Below are 12309 nucleotides of genomic sequence, written 5' to 3'. Positions count from 1 at the left end.
ACATTATGTGACAAATATAACAAAATTCGGGTGCATTAACTAAAATATCGACAAGATTATTCCAATTATACTGATCGATGATTCACAGGAAAAGTTTCGTAAACTAGCCCTTAAAATATATAAGCCGTTTAAAAATAACGGATCAGGCCCAAACTCCATTGATCCCAGTCTTTCGCCTGTTGTTGCTGATATTCCCAAGACAATCGAACCGCATTCTGTGCAGTAAAGGCATATTGCAATTGGGTATTTAGCTTCAGATGCCAGCGATGCGAATCTTCCCAATAAGGCAGTTCCACTTGCACCAGACTGTTGATCTGATCAGTCCAGATATTCTGGCAGCCCAAAGTTGGCCCTGCTCCTACGCGCCAACCCTGATCGAGCGCCTTGCCCGCCTGAAGGTGAGTTTGCATTTGTGCATAGCACAAATGTTCGCGGCTCGCATTTGCCCAGCTATAGCCCGCTTGGGTCTTAAAACCGGCGACGCCATGCTGTTGCTCTTCGCTAAACTGGCCATGACGGTCTAAGGCTTCCTGTGTCCAGCCCAGATTAAAACCCCAAGATAAGGGCGTATTAAATGGATTAATCGGGTTATAGGAATTGACGGCCAGTAAATCCAGATGTTCCAGTTTGAGTTCACTATTACGATATTGTAATGCCCCATCCAGAAACAGCAGTTGTGTGCCGGTACGCAAACCACCCTGTGGATCGATTAAATCATGATAGGCATGCCGATGCCCAAGCTGAACAAAGGATTCACCCTGAACCTGTCCGGCCTCAAAACTGATATTTCGTGCATGATGACTTTGTACTGGATCTGTTTTCGGACGCTCAGGTGCTTGACGCTGTTTCTCGATAGCCAGCTGACTTCTTAAGCCCAATAACTTGCGAAAACGTGGCTGGGCAAAGGACTCATCTACTTTCTGTCTGAGAAAATCCAGATATAGATGATCATAGGCCATTTCCAGCACTTTGGCCTGATCCTCTGCCGGATAAGTTTGCAACATTGAAGGCATGGTACCTGTTTCTGCATAAGCCAGCTGATGAGCCTTTTTTGCCAAAGCTTTGCCATGCTGTCTAGATTGAGCCAGCAACTGTGTTTCCAGGGCAGGACGATAAACTTTCTGTTTGATCAAGCCCTGCTGTTCTACCACTTTCAAGGTTTCGATCGGAATGGCAGTCGAATTAAACTGTTTTTGTAGATTCAACTCAGGACGCACCAGATCGAATAGCCCCAGCAGGCGATAAGCACAATTATCGTTGATAAAATAATAAGGGAAACTCACCTTCTGCATTTCCCAAAGATGCTGCACCAGAAACCGGGTCTCTTGTGGAGTTAAATTCAATTCATATTCCCATAAATCCCGGCTTTCAAAGTCGCCATATTCTTTGACCTTGCGATAATACGGCATCAGGGAATATTCACCCGGATATTGTCCGGTCAGTCCTTTCCAGGCAAATGACCAGTTGTCATTGCCGTCGACGGTTGCGGCATAGTTGACGGCATAGGAAATCAGGTTGAGCTGCTGTTGATCTTTGGGATCTAGACGCAACAAGGTATGCCCGAACATCGAACTGGGATTGCCCATAAAATCTGTGGCATAAATCAGCGTGGCCTGATAGGGCTTGACCTCAGCAATCCATCGATCAAAATCCGGACAACTCACTTCAGGTAATTGCTGTTCGGAAATATCCAGCTGCTGCATTAACCAGCTGCTTCGGGCCGGAAACTTACAACGGATGGACTGATTCGGTTCTGTACTGCCAAATAAGGCCTGAATATTATGCTGTATTTCTTTTTTGAGATCAGTCTTTCCCTGCTCTGCCAGAAAATAGCCTGAATAATCGACCTCGCTGTGGCCTTTAGAATTGGCATACATCAGACGCTGCCAGGTGGTGCTCTGATCTAGGCGTTTGCTTTTGGCCTGATCGAGATAATGCTGGATATCCGGATTAATTTCGTTTGCAAAACTTAAGGGACTGAAGGCCAGACCCAACATGAAGAACGCATATTTCATTCAGTTAACTTATTCTCGTCAATTTCTTTGAGTCATAAGAAAAACCCTGCCAGAGCAGCAGGGTTTTCAAAGTGCGGATCAGATGTAAGATTTCAATACTTCATCTTTGGCCATCACTGTTTGTAATGAACTCAGAACTTGAAGGGTATTCTGGTTTTGTTCGGAATAGATTTCAGCAAAATTCTGCTTGGAAATGTTAAAAAAATGGCCTTTGTCTTCAGATTTGATATTCAGAAGTTCGGCCAGAACATTCAGGCTTTCACCTTCACCCACTGCCATATCACGCGCCAGTGCTTCAGCATTTTCATTGGTAAAAGTCACCACTTGAGCGGTGACTGTTCCACCCTGGCTACAACCCAAAGTACCAAACGTGATCCCGAGCCATTGATTCGTGAAAAGAACGTTGGTGGTACCTGCTAAAAGTTTAGGAATAATACCAGTCTGACCGGCCCACACCTGACTTCCGATACCACAGCCGACATCTCGGTCAGCCATTGCCATACTTGAACCAGTCGCTAATACTGCCGCCAGCATAATTTTTTTCAACATACTTATTCTCCAGTTATTCTCATGCAATCTTTGTTATTACTCTCATTATGTAATTTGACTTACACACTCAGCAGAGTAGCGATAAGTCAGGTTTGGCGCAATCGAAAAAATGCATGCTTTACATAAACATAACCTGAATAATTCCATTACTCTTTCAGCGTCCAGTCGCCATGTAAATTGCGCTGCCCTAAAATCTTCAGTACCAAGACCAGACTCAGCAATAACAACAAATACCAGGACCCGAGTTTGCCCCAGCCCACCATATGCCATTGTTCAATCTGACTTGGATAGAGCCAGATCTGATAAAAGGTACTGATGTTCTCGGCAATCCAGATGATAAAGGCCAGCAGCAGCAAGATCGGTAACATTGGCAACTGAAAAGCGTGCTGATTCAACTGAAAACGAATTTTAGTTTTCCAGAACATCAGCACGCTCCAGACAAATAAAAGCATGCGATAGTCAGGAATAAAAAACTTGCTCATAAAGTTGATATAAGACAACACCGCCAGCAGCAACATATGGCGAAAGCCTGGCAACTTTTCAAATGAGACCTGATATAAACGCAAGGAACGCGCAAAAAAACTGCCGACCGCAGAATACATAAAACCGGCAAATAAAGGCACGGTCATAATTTTAAAGATTGCCGGTTGTGGATAATACCAGGAGGCAATCGCAGGATGGGTCAGAAAGATTTCCATCACCATGGCCATGAGATGAAACAGCGCAATCACTTTGGCTTCGGCCCAGGATTCCAGTTTGGTATAAAGCAGCAGCACCTGAATGAGCAGGGCAAAAAATAACAGATAGTCATAACGGTAAAAACCGTAAAACAGATCACTGCCCATGGCAGCAGTGAGTGCAAACGCCAGCAGGAGTAGAATCCCAAATAAGGCAGCCGAAGCTGCCTTATAGGTAAATTCAAACCCTGATTTGAATAGATCGATCAAGGTTTAAATCCTAAAGATATTTAGCACTATACTCATGTACGGTATCAATAAAGGCTTTTGGATTGGCTGGATCGACCCACTGGGTAATGCCGTGGCCGAGGTTTGCTACATAACCGGTTTTTTCACCATTGGCATAAGCATCATCCAGCATGGCTTTGGTCGCCTTAATAATAGTTTCCGATGAACCATATAAGGTCGCAGGGTCGAGGTTACCCTGAAGCGCAGCACGACCCGCAACGGTTTGACGTGCTACATCCAGTGGTGTGGTCCAGTCCAGACCAAAGGCATCTGCGCCTGTAGCGATCATCGGTTCCAACCACTGACCGCCACCTTTGGTAAACAGAATTACTGGAATCTTGCGGCCATCTTTTTCACGGTGCAAGCCAGTAACAATCTTCTTCATATAGTTGAGCGAGAATTCAATATATTCACGATGTGCCAGTGCGCCGCCCCAACTATCAAAAATCTGTACCGCTTGTGCACCTGCATCAATCTGCGCATTCAGATAATCAATCACGGCATCGGCTAGACGTTCCAGCAAAGCATGCAGCACTTCAGGCTGTGCATACATCATATTTTTGGTGAAACGGAAATCCTTGCTTGAACCACCTTCCACCATATAAGTCGCCAAGGTCCACGGACTGCCAGAGAAACCGATCAGAGGAACCTGGCCACCCAAGGCCGAACGAATGGTCGACACTGCATTCATCACATAATCCAGATCCGATTTTGCATTAAAGGCCGGCAGATTTGCGACATCCTGCTCGGTACGGACAGTTTTATGAAATTTAGGCCCTTCACCCACTTCAAAATACAATCCTAAACCTAAAGCATCAGGCACTGTCAAAATGTCAGAGAACAAAATCGCGGCGTCCAGATCATAACGGCGTAAAGGCTGTAAGGTCACTTCACAGGCCAGTTCAGTATTTTTGCAAAGAGAAAGGAAATCTCCTGCCTGAGCACGCGTTGCGCGATATTCTGGTAAATAACGGCCCGCCTGACGCATCATCCATACCGGAGTGGCATCTACAGGTTCACGCAACAAGGCGCGCAGAAAACGATCATTTTTTAAGGTCGTCATTTACTTTCCTATCTATCTTTGATATTCGCCATATCATAACAAAAAGGTTGTATTTTTAATAACTTCTGCTGACTTTAAAAACCGATCAGCTTAAGCGACCAAATGTGATGTTTTACACAAAACAACTACTGCATCTCCACATTTTTTCTGTAATACTTATAGTGTTTTTTCACATTTTTAAAGAAATAATTTTAAGGTTGATTTACATGTTCGTTCGCACAATGCTCGCTGTGAGTTTAGGTTGCATTTTCGCAGGTACTGTTTTTGCTGCGTCTACTGCTGAACAACCATTGAACCCGCAAGTTGTTACCGATGTTTCAGTCCAGGATCCAATTGATCCACTCGCGACTGAAGCTTCAGCCGCCCAAGCACCGGCTGAAGCCAAAATTACGGCGCAAGAACAACAAGACTTAAATCAGGCCTCTGAAGCACTGAATGAGCTACAAGATACCGAAGACCAATCTGCTGATATTGGTGCAGCGCCAAATACCAAGGCCCCGACGAACTCTGCTGCGACCAAAGCTTCGTGGACTTTAGACGGCTTAAACAATGCCCAGTGGTATGAAAACATTGGTGCAGGTCAATTTCCGGTCTACGCACGTGCACATGTCATGCTCAACAATGCCCACGCTTCACCGGGTGCGATTGATGGTACCAGCGGCAAGAACACACTGAAAGCAATTGCCTCTTTCCAGCAAATGAATGGCATCAAGCCAAATGGCGTACTGACGCAGGAAACCTGGGACAAACTGGTGGCACGTCAGGGTTCCAAGCCGACCTTTGTAGAGTACACCATTACTGAAAAAGATCTGGCAGGACCATTTGCCAAATCGATTCCTTCAGATTATGCGCTACAGGCGAAAATGAAAGGTTTGTACTACACCAGCGCATCTGAAATGCTCAGTGAAAAGTTCCATATGGATGAAAACTTCCTGAAGAAGTTGAATCCAGGTGCTAATTTTAACAAAGTCGGCCAAAAGATTCTGGTGACCAATGTTCGTAATGAGCTACCAGAAGGTATTCACTTGATTGTTGCACATAAAGGTGCCAAACAACTGTACTTATTTAACAGTAAAAATCAAATGATCGGCTCATTCCCTGCCAGTATCGGCAATACCAGTACGCCTTCACCAACGGGTACTTATAAAATCACCGGCGTTGCACCAAATCCTTGGTATAGCTACTCGCCAAGTAACTTTGTTCAAGGTAAAAACACCAAACCACTGTCTCTACCACCAGGTCCAAACGGCCCGGTCGGTAATGTCTGGATTGGTCTCAACAAAAAATCATTTGGTATTCACGGCACACCGAATCCGTCCATGATTTCTAAATCCTATTCACACGGTTGTATCCGTCTGACCAACTGGGATGCCAATGATCTTGGCCGTAAAGTCAAATCTGGCGTAACTGTTCGTTTCTTAGAATAATGATCCGTAAAATGCTTTGAATAAAATGGCCCGCTTTTCAGTGGGCTTTTTTATGACTTGATTTTAAGCTGATATATCGTTTTTATGACTTGATTTTAAGCTGATATATCGTTGCAAAAATGCAATGATATGTCGCCCATTTGAGATTTTTTTGAGCTTAAAACAACAGTATGATGATCTCAAGTTGAAAATAAGATCGAGATGAAATCATGAAGGCTTTTCTACATCCTAGCGAAAATCGTGGTCATGTAAAAATGGGCTGGCTGGAGTCTAAGCACAGCTTCTCATTTGGTAACTGGTATGATCCCAAGTATATGGGGATCAGTGCCTTACGTGTTATTAATGACGATTTAATCGCTGGGCATCAGGGTTTTGGAACCCATCCCCATGACAATATGGAAATCCTGACCTGCGTACTGAAAGGAACCATTACTCATCAGGACAGCATGGGCAATCATGGCGGCATTGCTGCCGGTGAATGGCAGCTCATGAGTGCCGGAACAGGTATTCGTCATAGTGAAATGAATCAGGGTGATGAACAGGTACATTTACTGCAAATCTGGATTATTCCCAATGAACAGGATGCCAAACCGAATTATCAGCAAATTCGCCTGGATCCGCATGAGCAGCCCAACCAGTGGCATTTGATTTGTGGACCGAATGGCAATGCGCCGATGCATATTCGTCAGAATGCTGAAGTCAAAACTACGGTAATTCAGCAAGGTCAAAGTTTGCAAGTGCAGACCACCCAGCAGATCAATTATATTCATGTAGTTTCTGGCACTGTGCAGATTGCAGAACATAGAGTTGAGGCGGGTGGTGCAATTGCTTTTCTGGATGACTCAGCGATTCAAGCCATCGATGATGCGCAAGTGATCTGGTTTGATTTACCAGAAGTGCCTCACTAAGTTTTAAGGCTCTCACCCATCATGGCTATTAATCACTTTGATAAATAGCCATTTTTTATGAATCGAGAATAAAAGCAGACAGAAGCTTTATCAGAAGATAATTTTTTAAAAACAGCTATAAAAATCACACCAATTCACATCAGTTTTTTACTTAAAATTCTGGCATTTCAGGCGAAGATGAAGCTGATTCATTTCTATTGAATGAACGCATCGCGAATGGCTGATCTGGTCATGGTCTTATATGGGATTCAACGTCTATCCAGCTTTGTATTGATTTTAAATAAACCAAAGAGCAACGCTTATGAACCAGATTTTAGAAATTCAGAATCACCAGCAACATGCTCTGCATTTTTTACTAGCGTTTTTAAAACAACAAAACTATCAGTTCACAGCCATTACCCCGTTGTCGCATCAACGGATTTTAGATCGTAAAAGAAACGAGAAAAATCAGGAAATAACCCTGCAGGATATATTTGGCTGGAATCTGGAATTTAGCAAAACCGATCTTGATCCGGTTCTTTTTTCCTTGCTGGCAAAACAGCAACTTCTACAGGTTCAGGATGAGCAATACACCAGTCTGGTCAGAGTCGCTTCACTGGAAGGTGAACTCTTTATTCACTCTTCCTTTCCGACCACACAACAGGATGCTGTTTTTTTTGGTCCCGATACTTATCGCTTTGTCTATCATCTCAAGCAATATCTAGCCACCGAACCTCGCCCTTTCAAACGGGCTGCTGAAATATGCTGTGGCACCTCTGCTGCTGCCATCAGTATCGCCAAATACTTTCCGGATCATGAGGAAATCTTTGTAGCAGATCTAAACCCCAAAGCCTTGCTCTATAGTCAGCTCAACATTGATTTTTCGGGTTTTGCTTCAATCTCTCCTGTACAGAGCAATTTATTTTCCAATCTTGAAGGTCAGTTTGACCTGATTTTTGCCAATCCACCTTATTTAATTGATCCTGAGCAACGGCAATATCGACACGGAGGTAATGAGCTCGATGGCAATGAATTATCTTTTAAAATTATAAAACAAGGCCTGCAAAGGCTAAATTCAGGCGGCCGTTTATTTTTATATACCGGCGCTACCATCACACGAAATGGCAATCGATTTTTACAGTATCTGCAAGACCTGATGCAGCAGCATCAAAATATTCACTGGTCTTATGAGGAAATTGATCCGGATATTTTTGGTGAAGAATTAGAGCAACCTGCTTATCAGCATGTGGAAAGAATTGCTCTGGCTCTGATTAAGATTGAAGTATGCGATTGAAGAATATCTGTTTATAAATTATCGACTTTTTAAATATCGAACCTCTTTAAGATCCGTTTATTTTAAATCATTCTGTAAAATTCATCAGCAATAAAAAAACCCCAATCTTTCGATTGGGGTTTTTAAAATTTGGCGGAAGCGGTGTCCGTCAAATTAAAACACTATCTATATGTTTTATATTATATATAATTATTTATATTTTTTTCTTACTACAATTCTTACTACAAAAAATTTTGTTACATTTAGCCTGAAATTTACGACATGACTTATACCGTTTATCGACATATTAATGATGTTTAACAACGAAGATAAAATAAATATAGATTGTAAGATATTGAATTATTTAAACATTAAAAACAAAGAATGATTTTCTTAGAGACTAGCCTTAGCTGATTTGAGGTAAAAGCTTATTGACTCATTTTTTAAGCACTGATAGCGTATTTATTACACAGCAAAATCTGTGTTCAGGCGTGGAAACCTGATACGATCTAGGTGCATAAAATGTCGCACTTGCGGCTATTTTTTTGCTTACTGTTTTATGCAGTCTTTATGGCAGCATGACAGGGCAACTTCGTGTTGGCTGATCCTAGATTCAGTATTTCCACCCCTGTCTGTTGCCACCTCACCTCTGTGGAAATGAGTTGTGGTGGTGTATATCCCAATCTAGGAGTGCATCATTATGCAAAATCAAATTTCAGCAAAGCGTATCGTCACACAGTTGATTCAAAACGTTGCCAAGAAAATCCCAACCGAAGACCTGCAACGCCTTACCGATCTTTATGTTCTCATTGATCGCTTAGAAGATCAGACTCAACCAGATGACAGTCATACCCCCTACACGACTCAGCCTAAAAATGTAGCCACACAGTATCCTGAAATGTGGTCACAACGCACTAAGCTACGCCCTAAACGGACAACTTTTAAAAATTAAGATATTAGTTAGGGAGTGTTTTGATCGATCAAAACATTCCCTTTCTTATAGTTCTAAATCCCGTAAGTTCTTTCTCTTCGGTTCTGGTGTTTTAGGCACAATTTTCATGTCTTGTTTACGCTCAGTTTCCTCATGAGGCTTCTTGTGGTCATAAGGTTCTAGGTAAGACCGAAGTTCATTCATACAATCTTTCATATCAAGTCTTGAAGCATCATTCGCATTGATCAAAGGTGAATTTTCTTCTTTCAGGTGTGGTCGAGGATGGTTAAGATCAATCATCTGCATGTAATGATCCATGGTGTTTAAAAATCCCAAGATATTTGGATCATCTTTTTTAAATAGATGGATATTTTGAATGAGTTTTTCCGTACACAGCCTAAACTCTCGAGCAAATTTTAGTTTTTCTTCTGTTGGATAGCGATTCCCTTTTTTGTTTTCATCTATTAAGAAACGAATATGATCTGTGATTTGATCATCCACCCTTTCCGCATAGACCCTCATCATGGTGAAGTCTTGGTCAGGATGTTGTTGCACGATGTTATTGATGAAATGACTCAAGCGGTATTTAGGAAAAATACGTTGTATCGACCAATCTAGCGCTGTTGATATAAATTGATGAGCTTGCTTAAATCGTTGCTCATACTCATGACTTCGTTCAGCACATTGTCCAACTCTTTTTCGATGCTTTTCTCTGGATACTGCAAACTTACCCAATTGATCGAATTTAGTGTCTCTAAACAACTCGAGTAACTGCTGAGTCTTGCCTCGATATACCTCTGCCACTGCATTTGAAACTGTTCTGATTGGAGATAAGTATTCAGAGACTCTTTGAACAACGGCATCAAGATATTGGATAAGTTTATTTGATCTGGCACGTCGATGTTGCTGGATAAATAATTCTGATACTGCTGGATCTGCTGATCCTTGTGCTGTAGATCGCTGTTCAATTGTTCGATCAATTGCTGCAATTTGTCTTGGTAAATCTTCTGCAATGCGATGATATTGTTGGCTTCTTTGATCTCGTCCTTCATCATTTGTAGAGAACTTTTCAAAGCTTGATTTTCTTGTTGTAACAACTTCAGTTGTTGCTGAGTCAGATATTGTAACTCGGTATGGAATTCGGGCATTTAGATACCTCTTATGTTGGTGTAGATTAAGATGAGGCTGTTGCTGAAAGTCAGGATCAGCAAGAGCACTAAAATAATAGTAGGTGTTTTGGTGATGTTCTGCTGAATTTCCTCTATGGTGTTGAGATCGGGCTTCATCTTGAGTTGTTGACTGATCTCTTTGAATCGTGTGTCGCTCGACATCGAGGAATTCAAAACCAATTTTTTGATTTTCTCTATCGTCTCTAAGGTCTCCAAATGTGATTGTTGATGACCTTTCATCTGTAGAAGAATTTCCTCCATCTGATTGTTCTGCTGTTCGGACTCCTTCTCGAGATGGGTCTTGTAGCGTTGTATCTTTTTCAAATGTTCGCTCAACTGCATATACGATTCTCTGATCATCACCAATTGATGCTGATAGTGGTTCAGGATCTCGATATGTTCGTTCATTGTACTGCTGGCGTTTTGTTCGTACGTCTTGAATGCGTTGCTCAGCTTCTCGCAATGCTCGAGTCCGTTCTGCAAGCTTTGTTGAATCCTCATTTGATGGAGATCCAAGAGCGTCTCTTCTTCTTTGATTTTCAAGGTAATCTGAGAGGTAAAACTGTTCGTCATAATATGCAGCCTTTAATCTGTCTGTACCTGCCTCGGTACGAAGTGAAATATAGTTTTGTCCGACCCGTGTGATCGTGCCGATTTCAGAGAGTGCTTGTAGAACGGTCGGACGGTCATACACCACGCCTTGTAACATCCGGTGCTCGATAAATTGATTAATCAGCTCAATGCGTGTTGCCTTAGGCTGTTCAATCAAATTGGCTCTTAAAGCAGCCGAATTCTGCTTCAGTGCATGGTCTTGGAGTTGTAAGCTTCTCGCTCGAGCAGGGTCATCAGGTCTTGCCCAATCGTATTTATGGTTGAAGTAATCTCGGAGTGGATCGAAATAATGCCGATGTCCAGGTGGTGCGATGTTGAGAGATTTCTCAGTACTCAGTTCCAGACGTGGAATCAAGACATGGATATGTCTCGATCTATTCTCCTCTTCGTGCATCACAGCCGTCATGTGGTACTGATGTGGTTTTAAGCCTGCAAAAGCATGTTGTTCAAAGGCATCAAGGACTTCGTTGATTTCATCGATACCCACTTCATCTTCTGCGGCCCATGCAATCACCACGGATGTATAGCGATATTTATTTGGTGAGCTTTGTGCAATCGAAGCAAAGGTCATTGGGTCACCTCGAAGTACTTCTACACCTGTACGTGGCAAATTCAGATGATCTTTATCATCCATCACATAGGCAGCAGCACGAAATGGATCACCTTTTCCATGCGGTAGAAACTTAATAATCATGCATCTTCCCTTTGGGTTGTCACATAACGTAAAGCCTGTTCTTTCCGACGCTCAACCTGATATTCAGAGCGTGTGATGATAGGTAAAGGATCAAGATGCTGATGAAGTTGCTGTTGAATATTTTCTAATACAGCCAAGCATTGGATATATGAAAAATCCATCTTCTGTTTCTGTTGGCTCAGACAGAGAATATTTAGGGATTTAGCAATTTGATTGATGTTATTGCCAATCCGCCCTAACTCCCTCAAAAAGTCTGGATCAAGTTTGCAGTAAGATGTGGCTACACGACTGACTTTTGTGGCTACATTCTTTGCACGTACAACACTGTTTTGTAATTCACTTTCTCGTGGGACATAGGGCTGACTTGTTGCATATTCATGTGCAATGAGCATATGGACTAGGTCAGTAAAACTGATGCCTTTCCACTCGAGCAACTGTTCAAGCTGTTCAGCTTGTAGATCTAAAAACCTCAATCTTTTGACAATATTTCGATTGCCTTGTTTCATTCTTCCACCTGTTCTTATTTTTATTGTGGTGTCAGTAATGTGTTGATTTAGCTTGTAGCTACAAGGAGCAATTTACAGATCGCTTTGTAGCTACAAGACATTGAATCATTCTTTGTTTGTAGCCACAGACCGAATTACTTTTCTAAATCATGGCTACAAACAACATTACTGAGTGCTGAAAGAAACTTTAGCAAATTAATTTTTTTGACAATCTCAAA

General features: G+C 42.2%; 10 protein-coding genes. 4 read left to right on the top strand and 6 right to left on the bottom strand.

Annotated elements, in window-relative coordinates; translation table 11 throughout:
• Positions 1–128: 128 nt before the first annotated feature.
• From FTV48_RS08410 to hemE, 4 genes are all read right to left on the bottom strand, one after another.
• Positions 129–2015: a DUF4105 domain-containing protein gene (locus FTV48_RS08410; RefSeq protein WP_180000012.1), complete on the bottom strand. Its 1887-nt coding sequence runs from the start codon at positions 2013–2015 to the stop codon at positions 129–131.
• A gap of 78 nt (positions 2016–2093) precedes the next feature.
• Positions 2094–2564 carry a DUF3015 family protein gene (locus FTV48_RS08405; RefSeq protein ID WP_100355239.1) on the bottom strand — a complete coding sequence of 157 codons (471 nt, stop codon included), beginning with the start codon at positions 2562–2564 and terminating at the stop codon, positions 2094–2096.
• A gap of 146 nt (positions 2565–2710) precedes the next feature.
• The gene (locus tag FTV48_RS08400; RefSeq protein ID WP_005096399.1) at positions 2711–3511 is read right to left on the bottom strand and encodes a DUF817 family protein; all 801 of its coding nucleotides are present in this window, start codon (positions 3509–3511) and stop codon (positions 2711–2713) included.
• A 10-nt stretch (positions 3512–3521) separates the two neighbouring features.
• A complete protein-coding gene (gene hemE, locus FTV48_RS08395; RefSeq protein ID WP_005096398.1) occupies positions 3522–4592 on the bottom strand; it encodes a uroporphyrinogen decarboxylase in 1071 nt (356 codons plus the stop codon).
• A 206-nt stretch (positions 4593–4798) separates the two neighbouring features.
• Here hemE and FTV48_RS08390 point away from each other — a divergent pair, with 206 nt between their 5' ends.
• The 4 genes from FTV48_RS08390 (at position 4799) to FTV48_RS08375 (ending at position 9131) form a co-directional block, all read left to right on the top strand.
• Entirely contained in the window at positions 4799–6019 is a 1221-nt protein-coding gene (locus FTV48_RS08390; RefSeq protein WP_005171817.1) for a L,D-transpeptidase family protein, read from the top strand.
• 209 nt (positions 6020–6228) lie between these two features.
• Positions 6229–6927: a pirin-like bicupin family protein gene (locus tag FTV48_RS08385; RefSeq protein ID WP_180000010.1), complete on the top strand. Its 699-nt coding sequence runs from the start codon at positions 6229–6231 to the stop codon at positions 6925–6927.
• A 301-nt stretch (positions 6928–7228) separates the two neighbouring features.
• Positions 7229–8200: a class I SAM-dependent methyltransferase gene (locus FTV48_RS08380; protein WP_005096395.1), complete on the top strand. Its 972-nt coding sequence runs from the start codon at positions 7229–7231 to the stop codon at positions 8198–8200.
• 679 nt (positions 8201–8879) lie between these two features.
• The gene (locus FTV48_RS08375; RefSeq protein WP_180000007.1) at positions 8880–9131 is read left to right on the top strand and encodes a hypothetical protein; all 252 of its coding nucleotides are present in this window, start codon (positions 8880–8882) and stop codon (positions 9129–9131) included.
• Between the two features lie 45 nt (positions 9132–9176).
• On the opposite strand, the gene FTV48_RS08370 is transcribed toward FTV48_RS08375, so the two are convergent.
• Both FTV48_RS08370 and mobC read right to left on the bottom strand, forming a co-directional pair.
• Positions 9177–11585 (bottom strand): hypothetical protein, encoded by a 2409-nt coding sequence (locus FTV48_RS08370; RefSeq protein WP_180000005.1) that lies wholly within the window; start codon positions 11583–11585, stop codon positions 9177–9179.
• The gene (gene mobC / locus FTV48_RS08365) at positions 11582–12091 is read right to left on the bottom strand and encodes a plasmid mobilization relaxosome protein MobC (protein ID WP_180000003.1); all 510 of its coding nucleotides are present in this window, start codon (positions 12089–12091) and stop codon (positions 11582–11584) included. Before mobC ends, FTV48_RS08370 begins: the two co-directional genes overlap by 4 nt.
• Between the last annotated feature and the right edge of the window lie 218 nt (positions 12092–12309).

The sequence above is a fragment of the Acinetobacter sp. YH18001 genome (genome assembly GCF_013416975.1).
Lineage (GTDB): Bacteria > Pseudomonadota > Gammaproteobacteria > Pseudomonadales > Moraxellaceae > Acinetobacter > Acinetobacter pseudolwoffii.
The sequence above is the reverse complement of the archived record's forward strand: the minus strand, read 5'-3'. Positions and strand labels throughout refer to the sequence as shown.

Excerpts from the sequence above, each read along its gene's own strand:
- FTV48_RS08405 (WP_100355239.1), bottom strand. The coding sequence starts at position 2,564 with ATGTTGAAAAAAATTATGCTGGCGGCAGTATTAGCGACTGGTTCAAGT.
- FTV48_RS08370 (WP_180000005.1), bottom strand. The coding sequence starts at position 11,585 with ATGATTATTAAGTTTCTACCGCATGGAAAAGGTGATCCATTTCGTGCT.
- FTV48_RS08380 (WP_005096395.1), top strand. The coding sequence starts at position 7,229 with ATGAACCAGATTTTAGAAATTCAGAATCACCAGCAACATGCTCTGCAT.
- FTV48_RS08375 (WP_180000007.1), top strand. The coding sequence starts at position 8,880 with ATGCAAAATCAAATTTCAGCAAAGCGTATCGTCACACAGTTGATTCAA.
- FTV48_RS08385 (WP_180000010.1), top strand. The coding sequence starts at position 6,229 with ATGAAGGCTTTTCTACATCCTAGCGAAAATCGTGGTCATGTAAAAATG.
- hemE (WP_005096398.1), bottom strand. The coding sequence starts at position 4,592 with ATGACGACCTTAAAAAATGATCGTTTTCTGCGCGCCTTGTTGCGTGAA.
- FTV48_RS08390 (WP_005171817.1), top strand. The coding sequence starts at position 4,799 with ATGTTCGTTCGCACAATGCTCGCTGTGAGTTTAGGTTGCATTTTCGCA.
- FTV48_RS08410 (WP_180000012.1), bottom strand. The coding sequence starts at position 2,015 with ATGAAATATGCGTTCTTCATGTTGGGTCTGGCCTTCAGTCCCTTAAGT.
- mobC (WP_180000003.1), bottom strand. The coding sequence starts at position 12,091 with ATGAAACAAGGCAATCGAAATATTGTCAAAAGATTGAGGTTTTTAGAT.